General features: G+C 51.2%; 31 protein-coding genes and 2 pseudogenes. 1 reads left to right on the top strand and 32 read right to left on the bottom strand.

The genetic code is table 11. The annotated features are described in order from the left end of the window. Positions 1-140: 140 nt before the first annotated feature. The 11 genes and pseudogenes from O1722_RS24015 to aac(6')-IIc form a co-directional block, all read right to left on the bottom strand. Entirely contained in the window at positions 141-1,682 is a 1,542-nt protein-coding gene (locus O1722_RS24015; RefSeq protein ID WP_000050481.1) for an IS91-like element ISCR1 family transposase, read from the bottom strand. 404 nt (positions 1,683-2,086) lie between these two features. Beyond that, complete coding sequence (sul1, locus tag O1722_RS24010) at positions 2,087-2,926, bottom strand: sulfonamide-resistant dihydropteroate synthase Sul1 (protein ID WP_000259031.1); 840 nt, start codon at positions 2,924-2,926, stop codon at positions 2,087-2,089. Continuing rightward, entirely contained in the window at positions 2,920-3,267 is a 348-nt protein-coding gene (locus O1722_RS24005; RefSeq protein WP_000679427.1) for a quaternary ammonium compound efflux SMR transporter QacE delta 1, read from the bottom strand. The genes sul1 and O1722_RS24005 overlap by 7 nt, the downstream gene beginning before the upstream one ends. A 182-nt stretch (positions 3,268-3,449) precedes the next feature. Beyond that, positions 3,450-4,490, bottom strand: a pseudogene (gene ere(A) / locus O1722_RS24000) (EreA family erythromycin esterase); the annotation flags it as partial. A gap of 86 nt (positions 4,491-4,576) precedes the next feature. Further along, positions 4,577-4,984 carry a YybH family protein gene (locus O1722_RS23995; RefSeq protein ID WP_211989848.1) on the bottom strand — a complete coding sequence of 136 codons (408 nt, stop codon included), beginning with the start codon at positions 4,982-4,984 and terminating at the stop codon, positions 4,577-4,579. A gap of 386 nt (positions 4,985-5,370) precedes the next feature. Further along, positions 5,371-5,784 carry an NAD(+)--rifampin ADP-ribosyltransferase gene (gene arr / locus O1722_RS23990; protein ID WP_012695486.1) on the bottom strand — a complete coding sequence of 138 codons (414 nt, stop codon included), beginning with the start codon at positions 5,782-5,784 and terminating at the stop codon, positions 5,371-5,373. 127 nt (positions 5,785-5,911) lie between these two features. Then, positions 5,912-6,721, bottom strand: a complete 810-nt coding sequence (gene aac(3)-IIg, locus O1722_RS23985; RefSeq protein WP_012695485.1) for an aminoglycoside N-acetyltransferase AAC(3)-IIg — start codon at positions 6,719-6,721, stop codon at positions 5,912-5,914. Between the two features lie 241 nt (positions 6,722-6,962). Then, a complete protein-coding gene (locus O1722_RS23980; RefSeq protein ID WP_006473457.1) occupies positions 6,963-8,318 on the bottom strand; it encodes an IS1380-like element IS1247 family transposase in 1,356 nt (451 codons plus the stop codon). 93 nt (positions 8,319-8,411) lie between these two features. Beyond that, positions 8,412-8,600 (bottom strand): annotated as a pseudogene (locus O1722_RS23975) (EreA family erythromycin esterase); the annotation flags it as partial. A gap of 83 nt (positions 8,601-8,683) precedes the next feature. Continuing rightward, a complete protein-coding gene (locus O1722_RS23970) occupies positions 8,684-8,809 on the bottom strand; it encodes a hypothetical protein (protein WP_022646489.1) in 126 nt (41 codons plus the stop codon). Beyond that, entirely contained in the window at positions 8,806-9,387 is a 582-nt protein-coding gene (gene aac(6')-IIc, locus O1722_RS23965) for an aminoglycoside N-acetyltransferase AAC(6')-IIc (protein WP_012695484.1), read from the bottom strand. The genes O1722_RS23970 and aac(6')-IIc overlap by 4 nt, the downstream gene beginning before the upstream one ends. 162 nt (positions 9,388-9,549) lie before the next feature. Here aac(6')-IIc and intI1 point away from each other — a divergent pair, with 162 nt between their 5' ends. After that, positions 9,550-10,563, top strand: coding sequence for a class 1 integron integrase IntI1 (gene intI1, locus O1722_RS23960; RefSeq protein WP_000845048.1), 1,014 nt, complete (start codon positions 9,550-9,552; stop codon positions 10,561-10,563). A gap of 646 nt (positions 10,564-11,209) precedes the next feature. Here the strand turns inward: intI1 and O1722_RS23955 are convergent. From O1722_RS23955 to O1722_RS23855, 21 genes are all read right to left on the bottom strand, one after another. Next, a complete protein-coding gene (locus tag O1722_RS23955; RefSeq protein ID WP_001044210.1) occupies positions 11,210-11,350 on the bottom strand; it encodes a hypothetical protein in 141 nt (46 codons plus the stop codon). 5 nt (positions 11,351-11,355) lie between these two features. Further along, a complete protein-coding gene (locus O1722_RS23950) occupies positions 11,356-12,060 on the bottom strand; it encodes an IS6-like element IS26 family transposase (RefSeq protein ID WP_001067855.1) in 705 nt (234 codons plus the stop codon). Between the two features lie 11 nt (positions 12,061-12,071). Beyond that, positions 12,072-12,521, bottom strand: a complete 450-nt coding sequence (locus O1722_RS23945; RefSeq protein ID WP_000241453.1) for an HNH endonuclease — start codon at positions 12,519-12,521, stop codon at positions 12,072-12,074. Positions 12,522-12,575: 54 nt separating this feature from the next. After that, a complete protein-coding gene (locus tag O1722_RS23940) occupies positions 12,576-12,770 on the bottom strand; it encodes a hypothetical protein (protein ID WP_000159617.1) in 195 nt (64 codons plus the stop codon). Continuing rightward, entirely contained in the window at positions 12,767-13,078 is a 312-nt protein-coding gene (locus O1722_RS23935) for a hypothetical protein (protein WP_000172888.1), read from the bottom strand. The genes O1722_RS23940 and O1722_RS23935 overlap by 4 nt, the downstream gene beginning before the upstream one ends. A gap of 62 nt (positions 13,079-13,140) precedes the next feature. After that, the gene (locus O1722_RS23930; RefSeq protein WP_001180999.1) at positions 13,141-13,380 is read right to left on the bottom strand and encodes a hypothetical protein; all 240 of its coding nucleotides are present in this window, start codon (positions 13,378-13,380) and stop codon (positions 13,141-13,143) included. Between the two features lie 249 nt (positions 13,381-13,629). Continuing rightward, positions 13,630-15,042: a hypothetical protein gene (locus O1722_RS23925; protein WP_022646499.1), complete on the bottom strand. Its 1,413-nt coding sequence runs from the start codon at positions 15,040-15,042 to the stop codon at positions 13,630-13,632. A gap of 153 nt (positions 15,043-15,195) precedes the next feature. Then, the gene (locus O1722_RS23920; RefSeq protein WP_000140246.1) at positions 15,196-15,525 is read right to left on the bottom strand and encodes a hypothetical protein; all 330 of its coding nucleotides are present in this window, start codon (positions 15,523-15,525) and stop codon (positions 15,196-15,198) included. 116 nt (positions 15,526-15,641) lie between these two features. Continuing rightward, positions 15,642-16,610, bottom strand: a complete 969-nt coding sequence (locus tag O1722_RS23915; RefSeq protein ID WP_072223036.1) for an IS5-like element IS903B family transposase — start codon at positions 16,608-16,610, stop codon at positions 15,642-15,644. Position 16,611: 1 nt separating this feature from the next. After that, positions 16,612-16,812, bottom strand: a complete 201-nt coding sequence (locus O1722_RS23910) for a hypothetical protein (RefSeq protein ID WP_022646497.1) — start codon at positions 16,810-16,812, stop codon at positions 16,612-16,614. Between the two features lie 50 nt (positions 16,813-16,862). Next, positions 16,863-17,654: a hypothetical protein gene (locus O1722_RS23905; protein WP_000774871.1), complete on the bottom strand. Its 792-nt coding sequence runs from the start codon at positions 17,652-17,654 to the stop codon at positions 16,863-16,865. 229 nt (positions 17,655-17,883) lie between these two features. Beyond that, entirely contained in the window at positions 17,884-18,141 is a 258-nt protein-coding gene (locus tag O1722_RS23900) for a hypothetical protein (protein WP_001052325.1), read from the bottom strand. A gap of 65 nt (positions 18,142-18,206) precedes the next feature. Continuing rightward, positions 18,207-18,533, bottom strand: coding sequence for a hypothetical protein (locus tag O1722_RS23895; protein WP_000556022.1), 327 nt, complete (start codon positions 18,531-18,533; stop codon positions 18,207-18,209). A gap of 242 nt (positions 18,534-18,775) precedes the next feature. Then, on the bottom strand, positions 18,776-19,096 hold the full coding sequence (locus O1722_RS23890; RefSeq protein ID WP_000834113.1) for a hypothetical protein: 321 nt from the start codon (positions 19,094-19,096) through the stop codon (positions 18,776-18,778). Positions 19,097-19,390: 294 nt separating this feature from the next. Continuing rightward, positions 19,391-20,641: a site-specific DNA-methyltransferase gene (locus tag O1722_RS23885; RefSeq protein WP_000104393.1), complete on the bottom strand. Its 1,251-nt coding sequence runs from the start codon at positions 20,639-20,641 to the stop codon at positions 19,391-19,393. Between the two features lie 170 nt (positions 20,642-20,811). Next, positions 20,812-21,420: a polyamine aminopropyltransferase gene (locus O1722_RS23880; RefSeq protein WP_000833775.1), complete on the bottom strand. Its 609-nt coding sequence runs from the start codon at positions 21,418-21,420 to the stop codon at positions 20,812-20,814. A gap of 155 nt (positions 21,421-21,575) precedes the next feature. Further along, positions 21,576-21,833 (bottom strand): hypothetical protein, encoded by a 258-nt coding sequence (locus O1722_RS23875; RefSeq protein ID WP_001290639.1) that lies wholly within the window; start codon positions 21,831-21,833, stop codon positions 21,576-21,578. 64 nt (positions 21,834-21,897) lie between these two features. Continuing rightward, positions 21,898-22,326, bottom strand: coding sequence for a hypothetical protein (locus tag O1722_RS23870; protein WP_000069824.1), 429 nt, complete (start codon positions 22,324-22,326; stop codon positions 21,898-21,900). A gap of 91 nt (positions 22,327-22,417) precedes the next feature. Next, entirely contained in the window at positions 22,418-22,795 is a 378-nt protein-coding gene (locus O1722_RS23865; protein WP_000645320.1) for a hypothetical protein, read from the bottom strand. 405 nt (positions 22,796-23,200) lie between these two features. Next, complete coding sequence (locus O1722_RS23860; RefSeq protein ID WP_000339750.1) at positions 23,201-24,346, bottom strand: hypothetical protein; 1,146 nt, start codon at positions 24,344-24,346, stop codon at positions 23,201-23,203. A gap of 44 nt (positions 24,347-24,390) precedes the next feature. Beyond that, complete coding sequence (locus O1722_RS23855; RefSeq protein WP_000581857.1) at positions 24,391-24,687, bottom strand: type II toxin-antitoxin system RelE/ParE family toxin; 297 nt, start codon at positions 24,685-24,687, stop codon at positions 24,391-24,393. Positions 24,688-24,699: the final 12 nt, after the last annotated feature.

Raw genomic sequence — 24,699 nt, 5'->3', positions numbered from 1 at the left:
AACTGCCGGTCCAGCCTAAACCGCTCTAATAAGGTTCGATTTGGCGGTAAAATCTCTAGCCTGATAGCTCGAGAGATACAAACTGCCCCACCGCCCCGTTTAAAAGTTGGCAGTGTTGAGCAGTGTTGGATTTGGGGTCGTCAGTCAAAGAGACGACTCTGTGATGGATCGAACAGGCTGGGAGTCAGTGGCGGCGCTCGTTCTGGTGGCAGCTCACGCTGCTTGGCGGCATTCGCCTTGGCTGTTTTCTGTTTCAGATGCTTGAGAATCTGCTCAATGACCTTCGGATCTTCGATGCTGGCAATCACTTTGACGTGACCGCCGCAGTGTTCGCAGACTTCAATATCAATATTGAAGACTCGCTTGAGGCGTTGCATCCAGGTCATGGCGCGGTGGCGCTCTGCAGGACTCTTGTCACGCCAGTTAGTATCGAGACCTTCCGATTTGTCGGGCTTCTTGCCCCGCTTGGCGGGTGTTACTTGAACTCGGTGTTTGCTGTTCGGTGCAAAGACGCCGTGGAAGCGTGTGAGGTTGACTCGCGGCTTAGGTACCAACGCAGCGAGTTTGGCGATGAAGTCCAGCGGCTCGAAGATCACATGGGTGGTGCCATTGCGGTACGGAGTTTTGAGCTCGTAACGCACCTGCCCATTGGCGGTTAATGCCAGACGTTTTTCTGAAACCGCTGGCCGACTAATGTAGCGACACAAGCGCTCAAGCTTATCCCGCTGATGCGCTTCGGCCATCACACCGGCGTGTAGCGAGAAACCAGCATGGTTGGCTACTCGACTGCTTGAGTCGGCTTTATCCTCACGCCCTGGCAAGGTTTGCAGGGTGAAGACTTTGCGCCCTTGCTGGGGGCCGACGGCAATGCGATACGTAACCGAAGCACCATGTAATTGAGTCAGCGTATCGTCTTCGCCCTCTTCCAGTGTCAACCACGTATTCTCGGCATCACGCTCCAAAATCCCACGCTTTTCCATGCAGCGAGCGATGCGATGGCTGAGGGTGTGAGCGAGCGTATTCAGCTCATCGTAAGTGGGTGCCTTGACACGATGGAAGCGTTGCTTGCCATAGTCATCTTCGGCATAGACACCATCGAGAAACAGCATGTGGTAGTGGACATTGAGATTTAGCGCGGAGCCAAAGCGTTGGATAAGAGTCACTGAGCCAGTTTGTGCAGAGGCTTTGGTGTAACCGGCTTTTTTGATCAGATGAGTTGAGAGTGTACGATAGACGATACTCAAGACCTGGCCCATCAGCTGGGGATGGCGAGCCAGCAAAAAGCGTAGCTGGAAAGGAAAGCTGAGCACCCACTGGCGAATGGGCTCCTTGGGGAAGACTTCGTCTATCAGCAGCGCCGCACTCTCGGCCATCCGGCGGGCACCGCAGCTAGGGCAAAAGCCGCGTCGTTTACAGCTGAAGGCGACCAGACGCTCGTGATGACAATCCTCGCAGCGAACCCGCATGAAACCATACTCCAGACGGCCACATTGGAGGAGGTCGTTGAATTCTTGTTGGATGTAGCGAGGCAGGTGTTGACCTTGGGCTTCGAGTGAGGCTTTGAAGGCTGGGTAGTGCTGCTCAACCAGCTGGTAGAGCAGCGTCTGGTCGGGTTGGTGGCGTTCGTAACCGTTTGTTTGAGTGGGCGATTGACTCGCCGTGGCGTTCCTTGCCAGCGACATGGGTATCCTCCGCTGATACTGTGGTTATGTACAGTATCAGCGGCTTGCGTTCAGACGTCCAGTCTGGCCCTAGACATCGCTAAATGCTTAACCCGCAATAGCCCTCACGAGTTGTTATCAGCCACTACCGGTTGAGCGAGAAGGTTTTGGGTTCAGGGTGCTATTGCTCCACCAATCACAATACTGAAGCCCCAACTGTTATCAGTTGGGGCTTTTTCTTGTCTGTTTGCGGCGGTTGCGTTTTATCGGTAGTCGTCGAGCTCTGCACCATCCCACATAAGAGCTTAACGGTGCGATCTTCAACGCCATCACACAAAACTTTCTTTTTCACGCACAGTCAACTTATTGGATGTTTTATTAACAACCCAAAAGGAGATATTTAGCGGGCGGCCGGAAGGTGAATGCTAGGCATGATCTAACCCTCGGTCTCTGGCGTCGCGACTGCGAAATTTCGCGAGGGTTTCCGAGAAGGTGATTGCGCTTCGCAGATCTCCAGGCGCGTGGGTGCGGACGTAGTCAGCGCCATTGCCGATCGCGTGAAGTTCCGCCGCAAGGCTCGCTGGACCCAGATCCTTTACAGGAAGGCCAACGGTGGCGCCCAAGAAGGATTTCCGCGACACCGAGACCAATAGCGGAAGCCCCAACGCCGACTTCAGCTTTTGAAGGTTCGACAGCACGTGCAGCGATGTTTCCGGTGCGGGGCTCAAGAAAAATCCCATCCCCGGATCGAGGATGAGCCGGTCGGCAGCGACCCCGCTCCGTCGCAAGGCGGAAACCCGCGCCTCGAAGAACCGCACAATCTCGTCGAGCGCGTCTTCGGGTCGAAGGTGACCGGTGCGGGTGGCGATGCCATCCCGCTGCGCTGAGTGCATAACCACCAGCCTGCAGTCCGCCTCAGCAATATCGGGATAGAGCGCAGGGTCAGGAAATCCTTGGATATCGTTCAGGTAGCCCACGCCGCGCTTGAGCGCATAGCGCTGGGTTTCCGGTTGGAAGCTGTCGATTGAAACACGGTGCATCTGATCGGACAGGGCGTCTAAGAGCGGCGCAATACGTCTGATCTCATCGGCCGGCGATACAGGCCTCGCGTCCGGATGGCTGGCGGCCGGTCCGACATCCACGACGTCTGATCCGACTCGCAGCATTTCGATCGCCGCGGTGACAGCGCCGGCGGGGTCTAGCCGCCGGCTCTCATCGAAGAAGGAGTCCTCGGTGAGATTCAGAATGCCGAACACCGTCACCATGGCGTCGGCCTCCGCAGCGACTTCCACGATGGGGATCGGGCGAGCAAAAAGGCAGCAATTATGAGCCCCATACCTACAAAGCCCCACGCATCAAGCTTTTGCCCATGAAGCAACCAGGCAATGGCTGTAATTATGACGACGCCGAGTCCCGACCAGACTGCATAAGCAACACCGACAGGGATGGATTTCAGAACCAGAGAAAGAAAATAAAATGCGATGCCATAACCGATTATGACAACGGCGGAAGGGGCAAGCTTAGTAAAGCCCTCGCTAGATTTTAATGCGGATGTTGCGATTACTTCGCCAACTATTGCGATAACAAGAAAAAGCCAGCCTTTCATGATATATCTCCCAATTTGTGTAGGGCTTATTATGCACGCTTAAAAATAATAAAAGCAGACTTGACCTGATAGTTTGGCTGTGAGCAATTATGTGCTTAGTGCATCTAACGCGCTGATCACCGGCGGTTGAAAACCGTCCGGTGGATTGGCAGGTTATGCTCCTTCATTTCATTTCTGGTTTCCTATAGGGCAACCAGGCTGTCCTTGCCGGCGCTGGGAACGCAGACGATGGCATCAAATGCCTCGCTCAAATTCGTTTCTACAGAGGCGCTTTGGGACCGCATTCGCTTTGCTTCCATGGGGTCATCTGTCAATGTCAGGCATGAATCCTCCTTACCACAGGCATCGATGACATACTGTTCCACACTATCCTCACGGATTGCATCGGCAGGCGTGGTCACAACAGAGAATCCAAGAGGACTGTCGGGCGATGGGAAATGCATTTCCGGCACGGTGAGTCCAAGATGGGTGAATGCAATCGCACGGTAATCCCCCTCCTCCCTCTCTGCGAGATGCTGTCCCATGGGAACAGCCGTAAGCTCGCCTGAAAAGGAAACTGGAGTTTTTTGTAAATGATTGTTGTGCGCCAGCAGAATTATCCTTACATCCGGATTCGCTCGAACCATTCCATCCACCACGCCCGCCATATACGAGTCACGTACGGAAGTATCTCCCTCAAGAGAGGTACCATCGAAGAAAGCTTTCATTACACGCAAGGTTTCCAACGTATACTCTATCGACTCTATTCGATCAGAGGCTTTTCGGAAAAAATCGCTGTTGACGTGATTTTTCAGGACAGGGGCAAGCGACGCCAAACGGAGCTTCAATCTGGTTACCCCTGAGATAGCTTTCTCCTGCTGAGCCGTTTCCAACTCCCCCCATTTTGCCGATGAAATAACCGCCGACTGGCCATCAATGGACGTCAACAACTGAGTCAGCGCATCAACGTGGGGTTTCATGAGGTGGTCGATGACCTGGATAATTTCGGCCAATTGCGCTAGGTCGTCCCTTGGATTCAAGGTGTTGGGTAAATCGATTCCGACTAACTGCAGTTTTCTTCCTGATTCGCGTAGATATGATTTAACCCAAATCAGCACTGAGCCATACAAAGAAAAGGTCAGGGTATCCGAAAATCGCTCAAGTTCATGAGCACCGGCTGTTGAGTTGAGCCATTCAGATAGCCGGGATGCCTGAATCGCCCCACATTCCAAACCAATCGCATTAAGCATGCTTCCTCCACAATGGAGAGGCCCAGTTACAGGACGTTGCATAACTGCCAGCCGCGACCATTGAGGTCGCGGCATTTCTCTCATGACCGCTTTTGGCGCAATCCGATCGATCTACTCGGCAGCTGTCGGCCCTTGGGGTCTTGTTTAGGGAACTGGCTCAGATGTTCGTGAGTGATCTTCCAGACATTCGCTTCTCTACGAAGGATAGTTGTTCCTCGCCCACCGCCTTCCAGAGCGCTACCATTTAAAATTGCCCTCCACCGGAAGTGATAGGTGCATCCGGCACAATCTTTCGACTGGGCAACCCACTCCAGGTTTTCTAACCAATAATTTTCAAGAGGAAATTTTTTCCAGGTTTCCTCAAAGGCTTGCCGTATCTGCTTCAGTCCACAAAATGATCCGTCATTGAACCAGAATATCGCATTTGGTGAAATTAACGGCACCAACTGATCGAAGTCGTGCATATTAATCAGTTTGCTCGACTTCACGCGGGATCCAGAACCAGGCGACATAGAGGGCCCGTAGGAAGAGAATCGTCAGCGCCGTTCCCACGACGATGCCGCCCATCATTGCGTAGGCACGATTGCCAGCATGAACTGGCAAAGCGCCGAAGTGCTTGCCAGCCTGGACACGTTTAACCTGACCGAGAGGTACGGTTGCGATGCGGAGATCATATTTGTTAATTAACGCGCTTGCTTAATTAACAATGGCCACGGGATTCTACTCGGAATCCCTTCAAGGCGAGGGGCGAAAATCGGCCCCAGGCGGCGAGTGGGCTAAGCAATTTGTGGCATCCGCGACGCGAATAAAGACCAGTGCGGTCATCGGCTACAGTCGGTTCCATGCGCCATGATGGCACTGCCGGCAGGCGACGTTAATCGATGATCTCGGCACCTTCTGCGTTCAGACGCGCCAGGCCCTCCTTCATTTCCCGCAGCCGCTGGGCCGTGTGTGCTTGCCACTTCGTCACTTCAGCAATTACGCGCAATGGATCGCGGGAGCGATAAGACAGGGTCGGGTTACCCGGGAACTTCTTATCCGTCAGGTTCGGATCCTCCTCGATGGCGCCGGTCGGTTCGACGACATAAATTCGTTCCGTTCCGCTGCCACCCGCCAATTCGGCGCCCCAGATCGCCGCATCGAGCGTGCCTGTAAAATACACCCACGACAGGGATTTCGCGTCTGTGAAATTCGATCGATAACCGACGGCGATCAGATCACCGGGTGCAAGAGCGGCTTTGGTTCCATGGAAGAACGACTGGGCAAACATGGTTGCGGTAGCAGACATAGAGTCCCCCTTGATGTTAAGCGCTTCTGTTCACAGTGTCGCGGGGCCCGTATTTTCGGCGGGGCGCACCCTGGATACATAGTCGTTGATAGGGTGCGGGCGAGCATCCCGCATGCCATGCGTCGGATCAGGGCGAGCCAAAGTGCCGTTGAAGATAGTCGACACCGAACGAAACGATATCCCGCGCTTCGAACAAGTAGCAGTGCGCCTGACCGACCAAGCCCTCCCGATGGCGTCGCAGCTCCACATAGGCATTGGTAATTGTCTCGACGGCGTCCGGCTCTCCTTCGATAGCGAAACAATCGAGAATGCCGTTGGAGTCGAAATCCTCGGCGCGTTTCCATCTCACTCCGCCGTCCTCGCTGCGGATCGGCATTTCGTAGCTCACGCGTCGCTTGTTCGGGATGCGGGCAATGGCCTCGGCGTAGTGCAGGACGGTAACGGAATCGAGCGGGGCTCCGAGCAACAGAACCTTTCCGGCACGCTCGACGAAACGCTCCAGCGGCGATCCAGGTCCGAAAGCCTGCCCAAGTTCGTGAGGCCGCGTCAGAGTGCCGGCCAGAGGCCCTACCGCGACCATCGAGGCATCCGGGTGCGCGCTGCGCCGGGCGCCGGGTGTCTGGAGGAGGAACCGGTTGAGCAGGCCGAAGCCGCGATACGTGCCTGATATGGCTGGATCGAACGGCGGCCATCGGTGGCGCAGTTCCGCATCCATCCGTGCGCCATTGAGCGTTTCTTCGTAAGGCGACCGGTCCCACGAGGCGTATCCCATCAAGCTTCCAGTGGGGCCGACGGCATCGAGCAGGGCAGACACTATCGATGCTGCGCCTCCATCGACGGGGCCGATCGCCTTCAGCGATGCGTGAACCATGACGAGAGCGCCGGATTGGACACCCAGCCGTGAAAGGTCCGCCGCAATTGTTTCCCTTGTGTTCATTCCGCTGCCATCCTCTATATCCTGCATTCCCCAAGTGGCGTGTCGTTTGAGGTGAAGATAGCCTGTATCCGAGCGCTAGACAAGGATTTTCTGCCGCAAGCGGCACCTGCGGTCGCGCAGACTGCTGGATCTGGACGGATCAGACCGCGAAGCCGCTGTTTCCTTGCCCAGGGGCGGCGTTTTTCAGCGCAGCGGACAGATCTGTCCAGCCGCTTTCGTTCAGTTTGAGCGTGGATCGCGATCATGCGCATAGCGGTGGCGCTCGCAATCGGCGGATAGCGGCGAGGATGGCGCGTACCATCGTGCCGGTGACAGCGACCTCGGCCAGCTGGAAGGTGATGGTGCGGGCGTGACGGACCACACGTGCCCCGATCTTGATCAGCTTCAGTTGCAGGCTGGTCAACGACCAGTCGGCCATGGCCTCGGGCAGCTCGATGCAGCGCAAGAAGGTGGCCAGGTTGTACGCCAGGGCGTGCAGTTGCAGCCGCACCTCATTGTCGCGGAACTTCCGGCACGACAGCCGCGTCCAGCGAAAGGCGTATTTGCCCTCTTTGATGTGCTGCTCGGCGGTGCCGCGCTGGTTGTAGAACCGCACCACCCAGTCCGGCTCCATCGGCAGGTTGGTGACGATGAAGCCGACACGCGGGAACAGTTCGCCCGGATGCCATTCGATCTTGGCGATCACCCGGCGTTCCTTGTCCCAGGACGCCGCCTGATACTCGAATTCCTCGAAGAACCGCTTGACCTTGGTCAGTGACGGCCGCCCGACAGGGCGCGTTAGCCGATGCGCGATCTTGTCCTTGAGGACCGCGTTTGCGGGCAGCCGGATGGCGTAGAAGAACCGCGCTTCTTCCAATCGCTCATAGATCGCCGGGATCGCGTAGGCAGCATCGGCCCGGAAGAACCTGCCACCAAGGTCGCGCTCCGCGTAGCGCGCAATTACGGGGTCGAGAACATCACGCCAGCCATCGGCGCTGTGGACGTTGCCATGGCGCAGGGCGCAGCGTTCCAGCATCCCGAACTGGTTGAACAGAAAGTTGGGGTGATAGCAGCTACAGTCGAAATGGCCATTCCAGGCGGACCCTTCCTGGTCGCCATGGGTCGGGCTGACCGAGCTGTCCATGTCCAGAACGATGTACTTCAGCCCGTTACGGTCATGGAACCGGTCGATCCATTGCCCGTTCAGGTCGGCCAGCGCGGCACGGTTCCCGGCCAGAGCCAGCGTCTCGGTCTCGAACCGTCCCATCTGCGATGCCGAGGCCGCTTGTGCATCGACCGCTCTGCCGCCGACAACTTGGCGCATGACCGGATCGCAGGCGAGACGGTTGGCGTCGTTGACATCCTCGTATCCGGCCAGCCGCCCAAAGACTGATTGCCGGAACAGGCCGTCGAGCCGATGGACCGTGTTCTTGCCAGAGCGAGTATCGCGCAGCGCCGCTGACGCCAAATCGGACAACCCGAGCGCGTCATCAAGCTCGCGCATCACCAGAAGGCCGCCGTCGGAACTGAGCTGCGTGCCGCGAAATTCCAGCCGCACGCGAGGGTCGAAATCCACCCGATCTGCCCGTTGCAAGCCCGCACCCTCTGGGTGATCCATGAAACGCGCCCCTCGCAGCCTTCAACACCATGTTTTATATAGGAAATATAATGGTCAGGACAGCGAAATCAGCGCCTTACTTGGGAAATGTGGGTTAAAATCATGCCTCTCGACAAAATAGCGAATAAGACTAGCTCTAGCCAGTGAGAACTCCGCGACAAAGTGAGCACCCTCGCCAATGCCGACAATTCGGGCGCCCTCAACTACGGGATTAAGAATCTCAAACTCATTGAACTCCAGCTTTTGAGGCTGTAAAAGTGTTCTGGTCGTTCTCCATGTCATTTTTTTATCCTTTTGCGTTTATTGCTGAAATCGTCATACTTTCGCTTCGCCAATAACCAGGCTCACAGAGCATAACGCCCCAGTTAACCGACATCAACGTGCGCAGCACGTTGATGTCCGGTTGAACGCCCGGTTAGGCTGACGACAGATGCGAAGGCAGATGAGAACACGCCGAGATACCAGTTGGTAGAGATGGTGCAGCCATTCATGACCACTTCCCCTTGATTTTGAAGCTTTGAACAGTGCGCAGGCTTTCGAACGCCTGGCGTGTTTGGACCATGTACACCGCAGGGCCGTCAGGTGTGAGGATGTTTTTTTCTTGAACGAACCCGGCCTTCTCGTAGCAGCGAATGGCGCGATGGTTGCTAGGAGATGGATCGGTTTGGATTTTCGTTACGGCCGGGTCGCTAAACAGGAGTTCAACGAGCGAGCGTACGAGCTTTGTACCCAACCCCTTGTTTAACTGTGATGGATTAGCCAAAGACTGGTCAATCCCGCGGACCCCTGGATCAGTTTCGTCTTCCCACCATCCATCGCCACTTCCAAGTGCGATGTAGGATTGGGCGTAGCCGATGGGTTCGTCATCTAGCATTGCGATGTAAGGCACTACAGCTTGCTTTGCCAGAACTTCGGGCGAATAGTGTTCTAAGACTTCGTCAAGAGTTGGGCGTTCATCCTCGCCGCCCCACCACTCGACTATGTGGGGGCGGTTCAGCCAAGCATGGAGCATTGGCAGATCGTTCTCGGCCATGACTCGTAGAACTATTGCGGCATTGTTGGCGGACATGAGATGTTGATTCCGTGCGGGCCTAACTTTGTTTTAGGGCGACTGCCCTGCTGCGTAACATCGTTGCTGCTCCATAACATCAAACATCGACCCACGGCGTAACGCGCTTGCTGCTTGGATGCCCGAGGCATAGACTGTACAAAAAAACAGTCATAACAAGCCATGAAAACCGCCACTGCGCCGTTACCACCGCTGCGTTCGGTCAAGGTTCTGGACCAGTTGCGTGAGCGCATACGCTACTTGCATTACAGCTTACGAACCGAACAGGCTTATGTCCACTGGGTTCGTGCCTTCATCCGTTTCCACGGTGTGCGTCACCCGGCAACCTTGGGCAGCAGCGAAGTCGAGGCATTTCTGTCCTGGCTGGCGAACGAGCGCAAGGTTTCGGTCTCCACGCATCGTCAGGCATTGGCGGCCTTGCTGTTCTTCTACGGCAAGGTGCTGTGCACGGATCTGCCCTGGCTTCAGGAGATCGGAAGACCTCGGCCGTCGCGGCGCTTGCCGGTGGTGCTGACCCCGGATGAAGTGGTTCGCATCCTCGGTTTTCTGGAAGGCGAGCATCGTTTGTTCGCCCAGCTTCTGTATGGAACGGGCATGCGGATCAGTGAGGGTTTGCAACTGCGGGTCAAGGATCTGGATTTCGATCACGGCACGATCATCGTGCGGGAGGGCAAGGGCTCCAAGGATCGGGCCTTGATGTTACCCGAGAGCTTGGCACCCAGCCTGCGCGAGCAGCTGTCGCGTGCACGGGCATGGTGGCTGAAGGACCAGGCCGAGGGCCGCAGCGGCGTTGCGCTTCCCGACGCCCTTGAGCGGAAGTATCCGCGCGCCGGGCATTCCTGGCCGTGGTTCTGGGTTTTTGCGCAGCACACGCATTCGACCGATCCACGGAGCGGTGTCGTGCGTCGCCATCACATGTATGACCAGACCTTTCAGCGCGCCTTCAAACGTGCCGTAGAACAAGCAGGCATCACGAAGCCCGCCACACCGCACACCCTCCGCCACTCGTTCGCGACGGCCTTGCTCCGCAGCGGTTACGACATTCGAACCGTGCAGGATCTGCTCGGCCATTCCGACGTCTCTACGACGATGATTTACACGCATGTGCTGAAAGTTGGCGGTGCCGGAGTGCGCTCACCGCTTGATGCGCTGCCGCCCCTCACTAGTGAGAGGTAGGGCAGCGCAAGTCAATCCTGGCGGATTCACTACCCCTGCGCGAAGGCCATCGGTGCCGCATCGAACGGCCGGTTGCGGAAAGTCCTCCCTGCGTCCGCTGATGGCCGGCAGCAGCCCGTCGTTGCCTGATGGATCCAACCCCTCCGCTGCTATAGTGCAGTCGGCTTCTGACGTTCAGTGCAGCCGTCTTCTGAAAACGACAGCTACCCCCGGCCAAAAAGGCCGTCATGCGATTTATCTTGGCCGGGTCGTTATTGGCGGGTCTAAATGGCCGCTCCGTGGATCTCATCGCCAGAAATGGCGATGCGAGATCCAGGGCAGGGCGGCCGCCATCGTCAGACCTGGCGATGGTCGACGCCGGCGCGCATCGTCGGATGTGGCGATGCGAGCTCGAGGTCGGTGGCCACCGCCGGCGACCTGGTGCCATCGTCGGCAATGGCGATGCTGCAGCTCGACGTGCGCGGCCTGGTCGTCTCGGCATCGTCGGATGCGGCGATGCTCGAGCGAGGCGAAAAAAAACCGCCTCGGGGTGTCCGAGGCGGCAAGTCTGCATGCGGTTCAGGGAGGAAGAAACCGCGCCGGCGATCAGGGAGGAAAACCGCGCGGCCTGATGTGCAGCTCGGCCACTTTAGCCGGATTTTTCGACTTATCCGATGCGAGCGGCCCGCCGTGGGCGCTGCTCGATCTGCTGTTGCTTTTTCTCGACGTGCTTCTGCTCCTGGTGCTGCTGCTCGTCGCGCGGCACTGTTGCAAAGTTAGCGATGAGGCAGCCTTTTGTCTTATTCAAAGGCCTTACATTTCAAAAACTCTGCTTACCAGGCGCATTTCGCCCAGGGGATCACCATAATAAAATGCTGAGGCCTGGCCTTTGCGTAGTGCACGCATCACCTCAATACCTTTGATGGTGGCGTAAGCCGTCTTCATGGATTTAAATCCCAGCGTGGCGCCGATTATCCGTTTCAGTTTGCCATGATCGCATTCAATCACGTTGTTCCGGTACTTAATCTGTCGGTGTTCAACGTCAGACGGGCACCGGCCTTCGCGTTTGAGCAGAGCAAGCGCGCGACCATAGGCGGGCGCTTTATCCGTGTTGATGAATCGCGGGATCTGCCACTTCTTCACGTTGTTGAGGATTTTACCCAGAAACCGGTATGCAGCTTTGCTGTTACGACGGGAGGAGAGATAAAAATCGACAGTGCGGCCCCGGCTGTCGACGGCCCGGTACAGATACGCCCAGCGGCCATTGACCTTCACGTAGGTTTCATCCATGTGCCACGGGCAAAGATCGGAAGGGTTACGCCAGTACCAGCGCAGCCGTTTTTCCATTTCAGGCGCATAACGCTGAACCCAGCGGTAAATCGTGGAGTGATCGACATTCACTCCGCGTTCAGCCAGCATCTCCTGCAGCTCACGGTAACTGATGCCGTATTTGCAGTACCAGCGTACGGCCCACAGAATGATGTCACGCTGAAAATGCCGGCCTTTGAATGGGTTCATGTGCAGCTCCATCAGCAAAAGGGGATGATAAGTTTATCACCACCGACTATTTGCAACAGTGCCATTTCTTTTCTCATTCCTTCAACACTAAAAGCTCCTTTAAAAAGGTTGCAGGGGGCGCATGATGGAAATAAGTTTTCTATAGCATGCAGTTCAGGGTGCATAACCTTACCCGTACTTCGGGCAACATGAGTTACGCCGCTGCCGACAGGGGCTCTCACCAGTTCAAAGTCGCGTCGAACAGGCTCAACATGATCGGCATGCCACCCTTTTTCAGGAAGCTTGCAACCACAATAGGCACAACGCCCCCCAAATTTCATTCGCAGCTCAGCTCGCTGTATTTTAGAGATCTTATTTTTAGGTTTTGAGAACCTACCATCAGGTGATTCAGCTTTGGATAACTTTGCTGAGGGCTCAGGTAATTCAACTAAATTCCCGTTGATATTTATCACCTTGACCATATCATTTTCCGCCTTTACTAAGCTCACGGGCACAGGAACTGGCTTAAGTAACCGCTAAAGATAACAGCCACTGACTGCATCTACCCAGACCTTCTGTTTATACTCAATAGGCCACCCCTCTTTATCTGCCCGGATGACGCAATCATTTACCGTGGTGCGTGACCGGATACGAACATCAAGCGGAAGCGAATCGTTATCCACACGAGCCTGTGCCTCATTTAAAATGCGTAAAAACATCTCTTTGGTCATTCAGATACCCCCTCAACTTTGCGAATTTTGATCAGATGAGGGCGACTCAGTTTACAAAGTTGTTCTGTCGCTTCATCAATCGAATTGAACCGATGAGCCTCTTCGATATTTAAAGTCCAGTATTTCGCTTTCCCTTCTCCCAGATCGGACTCAAAATAATTTCGCTTTACATCCATTTTTTTAGGCCTGCCATTTATCTTGACGACATTATGTCTGTCATCAAAAAGAAATTCGTCCCCCTCAAAAGTGATTAATACAAATGGCCCCTCAGGCTTGGAAGTCCGGGAACTTTCCATTTTCAAAGTCATACTTCAGCCTCTCGATAGAACTCATGAAACGTCAAATTAAAATGGACTCACACCACACTGATTCAGTATTCCTCCTGAACCCCATTAGGCTCTGTTGTGATTTCATATTTAATTCCGCCAGGTGCTCCCACAGCGTCCGCGACCGACTCACACAGCAGCGAGAGATCGTTGAGGGTCATTGGGTGTTCAATGTCCAGCGTGAAGAGTTTCCCGGCTTGCTTGGCGGCTGTCTTGTCAGCATGTTCGGCATTAAAAAGGTATACGGTGTGTTTTTCCTGAGCGGGTGTATTTTGATTTTGCATTGATGATCCTTTTGTTTAGTTCCCCGATTCCGGGGGTGAGTGAATTAATTTAAATTTATATTCGTCTGGTTTAATTAGAACGTTTCCACGCTATGCGTAAACAGGTAATGCAAGGGCTGTATCAACAGGATTAAAGTTACTTTTCTGGATGCAGCAACGCTTGGACATGATGTCCACATTACATCACGATCAAAGCTAAGTTTTTTTTGTATAACCCCTCCATTTTCGTGTGTTTCGCGTTTCAGACGCTTATACGACCTGCTTGACCATCCTCATCAGAAGGCGGTTTAACAGTCCTTTCGCTGTCGGGCGATTGCTATCGACATAGTAAAAACCTGTTTTGGTCGTACCGTGAGCACTGCTCAGCACCCTCAGTTCCCAGATAACGTCACGGATAACGCCGCCATTTTCTGGCTTAAGGCATTCAGATAAATGGCGCATGAAACGAGCTCTTACGGCACGGTAATAGCGGAACTCCTCTGGCTGGTTAGTATTTTCTTTCACCCGGAGTCGCTGGTTACACAGAGTTAGAACTGCATCCATCATTCCCGCCTTCAGCTTCGCCTGGATCGCACCTTGTTGCTGTTCCCTCTCACCTTCGAGTAACGTTAAAATTCTTTCTCCGAGTGCCGTCTTGTTGTGTACGTGCAACTGAACACAGGCAGCTACGCATGCCCAGAATCTGAACTTTTTTATCTGTCCACGCAATTTCCGGGCTACAACCTGACGGTATGCAGAATCACTGAGTATTTTAAAACGCCGACTGGCAACCAGCTCTGGAAGCGACACTCTGTCGCCTATCCCCAGGCGGGAAAAGGTTTGTCCCCGCTGTGCGAGACGATGATAGACAGCGCCCTTGCCTTTTGAAATTCGGACCGCGCCATAACGAAGAAGATACTGAGCAGCAGTCGTTGGAGTAAACTCACCGTCAGCGATGCGCTGGCGTAACCCGTCGTATTCATGCCAGATAATCCAGGACGCCGTATCTTCTTCAACAGTCAGCTCATCCTCTTCCTCGAATGCCACGACGACAGAACTGCTCTCTCCGGTCTTTAGGCTACGTGAAGCCCTGGGGTCAGCCTGCCCGTCAAAATAGGTCATCAGCGGCAACGTATCAGTCAGTCCATCATAAGCTGTACCGAACCGGCCTCCGGGCAGTTTCATCCAGAGTGGAGCTGGCATTGGTGTACGGGGCACAGGCTGCATGTCAGGCTCATCCTCAAGAAGGTCCAGATCGGCCTCTTCCCAGACCCTGCGATAGATCTCAATTGCCCGAAACGGGCGAGGGTTGAAACAGTGCAACGACCAGAGGAAATCAACGTGGATCACGTTTGCTTCCTGTACAAGCCGAAATTGTGGCTCAGCCATACGACGGTTATAAGCCGTATCGTCAACCTCGCCGGAAAGTAGCTTTCTGCGATGCTCTGCCGCACGTCTTGCTTCAACATAATCAAGGCTGCAACAGGCATGAAAAAGACGTTCAGTCAGGGACGAAGAAAAGATATTGGGTTGAAGACGCACATATCCGCCTTCGAACACTTTACGACCGATATAATCCCGCAGGCTCCAGTCGTACTGGATCTTAGAAAGAAATCGCTGAAGACGACTCAGGCCAGCCTGATAACCGTATTTCTCCGGGTCAGTTCGAAGGAGCGTTTCCATTGAATGGTCAACCCCTACTGCTGTGCAAAATGAGCACCCTATAATTCTGATCATTTAGAAATTTTTTTGCGTTTAAAATCAATGAATTGAAAGATTTCATTTTTCTAAGTCTGATAAAACAGATGAAAACCCAACTGACTATACTCATAAAACTCAATCTTTGCGCTGCTGTACGATACCAGTAATTACAGGTGCCGAGTTTAACATCATGAAAAGTAGCCCAATAATGAATGACGCAACGCCAGCTGCGGTGCCTAACTTCTGACTGAACACCATTGAAACAAAGTACATATTTGGGATAAAAACGGACATAGCAATCACGAAAAGTAACTTATTCAGATAATTATTTATTCGGGTCTTAACCTCAACTCTATCATAAAAAGCCATCGAAACGTAAGCAGTTATCAGTGAATAAAAAGACCATGTCATATAGTTAACCGATTCATTAAATGCCTCTCGCAAAAGCAAAGCACTTTCTGTCATTCCCTACCTCATTAAATCAATAGAAAATAAATCTGAATAATTTATTTTTAAAAGAAAAGAGGCTTTGTTGAATAAATCAGATTTCGGGTAAGTCTCCCCCGTAGCGGGTTGTGTTTTCAGGCAATACGCACGCTTTCAGGCATACCTGCTTTCGTCATTTTGTTCAGCGCTCGTACCAGGGCCATAGCCTCCGCAACCTGACCATCGTAGTCACGCAGCGTCAGTGAACCCCCGAACAGCTGTTTTACCCGGTACATCGCCGTTTCCGCTATCGAGCGACGATTGTAATCTGTTGTCCATTTCCACCGCGCATTACTCCCGGTCAGCCGCTGATTCGCAACAGCACGGTTACGGTCTGCATATTCACCGGGCCAGTAACCCGCACCTTTTCGGGGCGGGATAAGCGCGCTGATTTTCTTACGCCGCAGTTCATCGTGACATAGCCGGGTATCGTAAGCGCCATCGGCGGCGGCTGACCTGATTTTCCGGTGGGTTTGCCGGATTAACCCGGGGAAGGCCTCTGAGTCCGTAACGTTGTTCAGCGACAGGTCAGCGCAGATGATTTCATGTGTTTTACTGTCAACGGCGAGATGCAGCTTACGCCAGATACGGCGGCGTTCCTGGCCATGCTTTTTGACTTTCCACTCGCCTTCACCGAAGACCTTCAGCCCGGTGGAATCAATTACCAGGTGTGCGATTTCACCCCGGGTGGGCGTTTTGAAACTGACATTAACCGACTTTGCCCGCCTGCTGACACAGCTGTAATCCGGGCAGCGTAGCGGAACGTTCATCAGAGAAAAAATGGAATCAATAAAGCCCTGCGCAGCGCGCAGGGTCAGCCTGAATACGCGTTTAATGACCAGCACAGTCGTGATGGCAAGGTCAGAATAGCGCTGAGGTCTTCCCCGTGATGAAGGCGTTGCCGACTCATACCAGGCCTGAATAGCTTCATCATCCAGCCAGAAAGTTATGGAGCCACGGTTGATGAGGGCTTTATTGTAGGTGGGCCAGTTGGTGATTTTGAACTTTTGCTTTGCCACGGAACGGTCTGCGTTGTCGGGAAGATGCGTGATCTGATCCTTCAACTCAGCAAAAGTTCGATTTATTCAACAAAGCCTCATAGAAGTAAAACTCAGTTAAATGAAGATCGTTTTCTTTCACGTATGCCGCCAATTTGCGGATACGCTGTTCAAGCATTGTATCTATCCGTAAGGAAACACTCTGCGGAACGTCACTTGCAAATTCATTGATACAATCAACGGTAGAAACTATGAATTTATTGGTCATGGCAGGCTCCAGGCCACCGGGGAAACCGGTGGCTACGGTAATTGGCAGGCTTAAGCGCCGCAAAGGGTGTCAAGGGAAGGGAGAAGCTTGCTCAGCTTGTCGTAATCGAGCGGAGACAGTTCTGTAACGAGTTCGACCGAAAGACTAGTGTTGTCTTCTTCACACAGAATATAGATTCCGTCTTCTGGCTCTTTTCCGGCACATGCCTTCAGTCGTTTGTTAACGACCTCCTGGGCTGAATCCGCTACGTCGCAGCTCAGGACATAGCTTGCCACATAGCTGCTCTCACCGTGGTAATGCGTCACTTTACACAGAGCATACTGGATACCGGCTTTGTGAGCCTCATTCATGAGACGAGAAAACTGACAGCCATCCTGGTAATAGTGGGTATCCTTTGTGACCAGAATAGTCATACCCCCAAATTCATCTGTCCGGCTTTTACTGCATGTAAATGCAGCAGTAATTGTTACCATTTCCGAGAGGTCGAATACCGACAGCACGGCAGTTGTGAGGCAAATTGCATGGTCAAGATCAATGGTCTCTCCATGAAAAACTGCCAGCCCACTGCTGGTAACTTCTGTTGCGAACAACAGTTCATAATTGCAGTCTGGGCAGGATGGTTGCCCAAAGCTCGGCTCAGAAGGGTCATACTCAGGGTGGTTCTCGATAATACTGAGGATCAGCTTCTCAGTCAGAGAACAATCTGTCAGTGGCTTATCAAGCAAACGCTCACCTTCTGCAATTTCTGCTTCGGTAACGAATGTGATTGCTTCTTGTGCCATTTTTGCCTGCTCCTGAGTGCAGGGAATAATAAACGACGCCTGAGTATAATTATCTGCCACAGTTGACTCCTTGATTATTTAATTAATGTATTTGATGAGAAGATCATAACAAATACACTAATACCAACTAATAACCTGAAGGCGTTTTTTTAGAAAAAATATTAAGAAGAAGAATATGAACACTACCTCATCTTAAATTAATATCATTCAGGATTAATATTCATTTTTGCAAATAAAAACCGCCAGACGGCGGCTTTTATAAAGAGGGAAATATCATTGGAAGTTGAAATTACTTCACGGCAGGCCGACAAATTACGCGACTGCTGTGAGCTGAAGCGAAACTTGTAGAGGAAACTATAATCACCTTTTCTAAGTCGTCGGCACTGTCAGCAATATGATGCCGGAAAGCCTCCTCTGCATCACCAGGGGAGTCGGCTTCGACCAGGTAGGCCTGATCATCATCATCAAACATAATGCGCCCGGAAATGAGATAAAGTCGGCTCAAATCTGGCGTTGCTGCGCTCGTGCTTCGTTCGTTCAGATTCATTTTTTCTCCGTCTGTTGCTCGTAAAAAGAATGACGCCGGTTTAAAAGGCGTCGCCAGGGTTCGGGCTAAAACGCAGGGTTGCCATCGAGGAAGCTCATTGGCTGGCCAATAGCGGATGCCACCCTGAGAATTTCACCTGGTGTGGCATAACGCAGCATTTCAGAGCGTCCAAATTTCTGATACTCATCTACTGACATCTTTCTCCACTCTGGGTGAGGATCTTTTCCGCACAGTGACCAGTTGCTTTCAGAGGAATCACGACGGAGAACGTACACATCAAGCGAGGCTGTAAGCCCACTTCCATATCCCCGCTGCGCTACAATACGAACCTGAGAACCATCGTCGCGTTGCAACGTCTGGGTTAATTTCGTGATAGGATCCTGAGAATGCATGCCATTTACCTCGTTTTCAAAAGATTTACCGTAAGTAAATGATACCGAATCGAGAATTCTGGCTAATAGGTCAGAAGAAAAAATAATGAATATTTTTGAAGTGTAGGATAATGATTAGAATAAAATGGCCTGAATAAATCGCTAGCGGTTAAATCCGCTTATTTCAGAGAAGCTCTGATTTAGTAGTTAGGGAAAACGATGCGGTGAAAAGTAACTTTTACACCGCAATTCAGAAAAAAGTTTCAATTAGTCACATTACGAATAACCCGGCTTACTTTCGCATGTGCGTTCCCCTGGATGTTAAAGTAAAGCCCCTCAGGCAGACTCGTCGCCCACTTAACTCCTCGCTCAGCCATACGCTTCGGTGTTTCCAGCCAACCACGAGGAATATTGCCCGTAACGTCACCGATAACCCGTGAAATGCATGCTGCTACCCGGATGCCGCCGGGAATATCGCATTCGGATTCAACAATATGCATAACCTCAAATAAAGCACCATGCCGCTGGACATGATCGCCAATGTGCAACTCGATAGGAGAAACCATTTCTGTATCTGACTTCATATCTGTCCACCTTTAATTTAGAAACCGTCTAAATTACCAATATAGTTAATGTACCGGATGTTAATTCAACAAGTTCTGTATCACAACCATCAGTTTTTTTTGTTGGGTCTATATCGGAGAAACAAGTGAATATTGAATACACTCGTTAATACAGACAACCGGAAATGAATGGCACCCTAATTATCTCTGCGGCGTATGCTAAGCCGTTAATATTGTCATTTTATGGTAGAAACAATGCAAAATGAATAAACCGCTTGTCGCTTCAAACCACTTTATCAAAACCGTTAACTTGCATTAAGCCCGATACAGTTCGGCGAGCTCGTCCAGCATGGGGTTACTCTTATATCCCGGTGCGGCCGTAAAAAGGTTTCGGGAAATCGCCAGCCATTCCATGATTTTGTCCGTCGCCAGCCAACGTCTGCCAAGTCGCTCGGCTGCGATGGGAACTTTATGCAGGCCAGCGAAGGGATCTACAACAAGATCTCCCGGCTCTGTCAAAAACTCAATCAGAAACGCTGCAAGCCTGGTAGGAGACGTTGCACCATGCAGCGGAAAACCTAGCTCGCGGGCAATGGAATGGCAAAATCTCGTATCAGCGCAGCTATTGCCGTAAAACAAAGTATTTTTGGGGATCGTTCCTTCTGTTTTATTTCCAAAGGATCCGCTTTTAAGCTGGTACGCCCCATCACCATAAAAGGTCGTGCGATTTTCACCGCCTGCTGCCTGCAATTTAAGATGCTGCTCTGAATGCGGTTGCAGTACACGTAAGTTGTTTGAACGAACCTTACTCGCATCATTGGTAAACCACAGCACAGGCTCATACGATGAGCAGAGCTGCACTCGTTGCTTACATGCCCAGTGCGTTGGCGATGGGGGCTTACTGCGATTCACCCACTGAAGCCTGTCCATGAGCTCAAGCCCCAGCTTGTCACATAATGCCAGTGTCAGACGCTCCAGATACAGAGAACGTGAAGGCCTGCCCCTATTAAAGCTATCTTGAGTGATATTCAATGCCACACTTGCGCCGGGTACAAGCTGTTTCACGATCGGTTCGAGGATACGCAGAAGCCAGTCAATATAAACCTGCTCGCCACGCCCCCCGCCATGCCCGTAGTCTCTTGAATTTCGAAGGAGGTAAGGCGGCGAGGTCAGGCAAAGATGAATTTGCTCTGTGATATTGCTGAAGAAGGCATAGGCGTTTCCAAAAACCGATGCCCCAAGAGAAGTTGAGAAACCGACAACACAGAGCTTTTCCCATGACTCGTGTAGGTTTGTTTTCGTCTTAGAGGAGTATCTCCAGACGCCCCGTTTTTCTGGAACGCGTTCGATGACTCCGGCCTGCCGAAGAGTCTGCTGAAACCAGCGTACTTTGTGTTTGACGCCGCTGGTTCTGGTTTTATCTGACCCAAATTCTTTCAGTTCGTGCAATTCGGCATCCGACATGCCAGTTTCACGCTGCACTTCGCGATAAAGCTCGTCGTTGCTCAACGGCAATTCGGAGGCTGCGTAGATCCGTGCAATTAAATCCGTAGAAATCGTGCTCATCAGCCATCCTTAATGGAGATGCAGTTTAAATATCGGCCTGATGGTTGGAAGGGGGATTACTAAATCAAACCGATCTGTTTATTTATAGGCTTTGTCAGGTCATGCAGCACAGCTGGGCATGCGCAAAGAGACCCAGTCTTCTTTAGCGGAGACACCTTCAAAAGTTGTACTCAATCAGCCCCAAGATTTTGAAACTCAATGTGCTTTTGCTCACACTCCTCCCTGCCCCACGAGCCCTGCCATTCACAGATGTCCCGGTACTTAATTTCCAGCTTATCCATCTGTGAGAGGTTAGCTGTTGCGAAGTCTGGCCATATGTCGTGCCAGCATGCGTTGTACGTGACGCCTGCTGGTGGGCAATACATCATTGCATCAGCATGGATAATTTCAACGCGAGGATCGTTTGCAAACGAGGCCGCAACGAGGTTAATAACGTCCTGTTCTTTTTCAATTACTGTTACATGGGTTACATCTTCTTTTTGAAGAATGGCGTGAAGCACCATCCCCAGACCAAGACCATTAATGAGCACGCGCCCGGTGGCTCGCTCTAAAAAATCCTGGCAGGTTCTGATCTCCATCGGGGTATTGGACATCACCACATCCCAGCCGTTGGACAAACGCCGATATCTACCGGGCGGGATAAACTCGTCTGTATTACCTGTATACTCGGCACGAAGGGCGAGGCTCATCGCCTTATCTGCGGTAATTTCGAATGTGTCCAGTTTCCAGGTTCCGGACGTGCCGTCTTTAACGGGTAAATCAGAAAAGCAGCTCTTCATCAAGGCAACCAAAATTCCAGTAATGTTGTTACGCTGAACCTATCACAAACCTGCTCTTAATACAGTTATCAGGAGTGACAGCGATCTTTGAGGAATCGTTTAAATCACGGGCATCCTGTAGCGGACGCCCGATATTTAATCAAATGTCGCAGGTGTTAAAGGAAGCGTTGCAAAGTTGCAACGTCTTCTGGAGCAACCTCCACGCAGCTCCTGACACTGTAGTGATTTTCGCCGTTGTAGTCGTAAACCCCACCGTCTTCAAAACTCAGCTGTTCAAGCTCGCCATGGCACTCTGAAATGAGTGCCGTCTGGCAAGCATTTTTCTCACAATCGCTGACGAGTAACCGAACATAGCTATTCTCATGGTCGCCGTTTCGGTTCTGGATTTTAACGATAAAGTGTTTTTCAGACATTTGTGCCTCCAGCACAGTTTGAGGTTAATTTAGCGTTGCCCCGGCTCACCGGGGCAAGAATAAATCAACCCTTAATGAAACTGTGCCCCCAGGTGTTAGGCTTAAATGCCTGCTCTTTGATATATGTTTTCATTACCTTGCAGGTTTTTTTCAGGGCTTTGGTATTGGCATCGGTTACTGAGATAAAATGGCGAGAATAACGGTTTTCCCGGTATTGCTTATCAGCGTTTGGGTCAATTGCTTCGCTTTGCAGGAGTCCTTCGTGCCTGCCAATTACTATTACGTAGTTCATTTCACCTGAAACACGATCCGTGAGTAATTGAATGGAAATATCAGTCGCTCGCGTGGCCTGGCTAGCAGAAATTTTTGCATGTAAGAAAGCTCCCTTTCGAAAGTTGGCCGGAGTCAAACCTGTAATATCCTCGGTGCTAAAATTAAGTGAAGATAGAGTTGAAAATAAATCACAGCTAATGACTTCAGTATTATTAGACATAACCCGGCTCCGCTCATATTCATGTTAAGGTAATTATATCAGGTTGATAGCATTACCTAATAACTTGGTGGCAAAAAGTTGTGGTTTTTGATTAACTAAAATTGATGTTCTCAATACTGCTCAAGAATTCTTTCTTTACACCCGGAGTAAAAGGTATACGTTCAATGTATTTATAAAGCGTCGCAAAGGTTTTGGTTTCAATGTTTCGTGAAATAACATCATCAATCGGGTCTTCGAACATATTAATAAAAACATCAATATGCTGCTCTCCGCTTTCTGAAGCTAAAGAGAGAATACAGACCACTTCAATGTAGCGGTTATCCTGCTCTGCAATGAACAACCAGTGCCCTTCGTTAAAGGCTGGTGCAGCACTGAAGCGTTTTACAACAATTTCTGAAAGAGCATATCCTGCCTGATCCAACAGATTAATAAAGTTGAGTTGAGTTGAAACCACGTCTAACGCTTTCATAAAACCTCCTTTTCATCTGTACTTATTATACTGTTACCCATCCCCCCAGCTAATAACCTCCCAGCAAACTTTCAAAAAAAATACCACCTTTAATTAGAATTGAACACATCCTTTTTAAATAACAAAAAGGATTATGAAACCCACAATGTTTGTGATGTGCCACCAAGGAAAAGTAACTTTTATGTGCTCATAAATCTTATTTCGTATTCACTTTCCTTTGTCTTTCGGTCGTAGATTATCAGGGGAAGCATAAGAAGAATATGTGAGGTTTAAGCAAATGCGGTGATCGGGCATTATAATTTGGTGAGGCTATTATAAGTGGATAAAGATAGTCGTAGGTATAGGATCAGGTTAAATTGCATTTTCCCGGTTGCCTTCCCTGGCCTACCGGTTTCAGCTCAGATACTAAGACCAGCGGTAATACTTAAAATATTCCTCATTTGCAGCTATAAACTCCCTCAAACCGTTCATTAATCCCTTCTCAAACGCTGTCACGATAAACCGGTAACCGTCCAGTGTTTCAATGTAGTAAATACCGCCTGGTGTAATTCCAACATGCAACACCTCGGCTGTCATCATAAACTGGCCTTCCGGAAAATCATGCGAAAGGTAAATGAAACCAGTAGTGGCCGATGCGGGTGTGGCATTCACTAAGACCCCGTTAAACTGCTGCCCGTGCCTCGCCGGTACAAGCTCACTTCCCCTGGTTGACTTATCAAGCAGCCTCTTAACATCTTTTTCTTCTTTTAACGAGGTATAGACCCGCACATCACTGTCATCACCTGGGCGAGAGCCGGTGCCAACATGAGCAAGACGACGGTAAGCACTGCGCATATTAACGTGGCAGGATGCCCCTGCTCTACCCTGAAGCCTTACGCCAAAGTCTTCGCAAAGTAACAAAATCTGACGTAGCTGGTTTTCATGCACGGACGCTGAGAGTGAAAGATTGAAACAGGAAAAGGTCAGTTCTAAAACCTTTTCGCGTTTGTCATTGAAATGAGCTTCCAGCCTGATGACTGGCTTTTCCGACATTGCAAAAGCTTTGTCCGTTACTCTGTACCGGCATTCATCTCCGAAACATTCTTTAACAACGCTGGCTATGACCGTGTCGTGTTCTCCATCTTCCGGAGCTGGCACAAAGATTTCAAATTGTGCCGGTGTATCCGGCTCAAGCAGAACGGGATAGAGACGCGGAGAATTAAGCAAAGCGCATTCAGAATTAATGAGCTTAACCCAGGCGCTTTTGTCGTCCGGATCCTTAAGCTGCTGTCCAAGGTTATCGCAAAAGTCAACTATCTGACGGGTATGCTCATCCGTGACTGCACAGATCAGGTTAAGACCATGCGTGGCCATACGCAGTTCCCGGGTTCGGGACTGGGAATTGATCGACCAGGGGTTAAGTGAAAGCGAAATAGGGCTTATGGAAGGGACGACCGTCTCATTCTGCAAATCTGTAAGCTGGCAGTTCGCAGTAGGCTTCGGGGAAAGGGTACTAAATATGTAACTTGCCTGTTGTTTAGTACTGGCCTGGATATAAAACATCGCGTCCATGCTTGTATCCCGGGATGAAATTGAAAATAGCTTCATTTTTAACCTTAATGGATGAGCGATTTATAGTCATGTGCAGACAAATGAACATTATGTGCGCCATCATTCCATTCAAAGAATAATCGATACTTAGAGTTTACTCGAATGGAGGAATAACGGTTTGACGTCATTCTTAAGCGTTCATAACGCAAGCTGTTGGATAATAACTCCCGCTCACTCTGGACATTATCCAGCGTTTCAAGTCGACACAGAATCGCGTTAATAATTTCAGAAGGAATACCTGCCGTTGTTTTTCCATTACGGAAGAACTTTTCAAGCCGTCTGTCTTTAAATGAATGGATCATAGTTCCTCCGTA

Source organism: Enterobacter cloacae complex sp. HYC003_NIDB (assembly GCF_056673375.1).
Note: the sequence above shows the minus strand (reverse complement) of the source record. Positions and strands in the feature narration are given on the sequence as shown.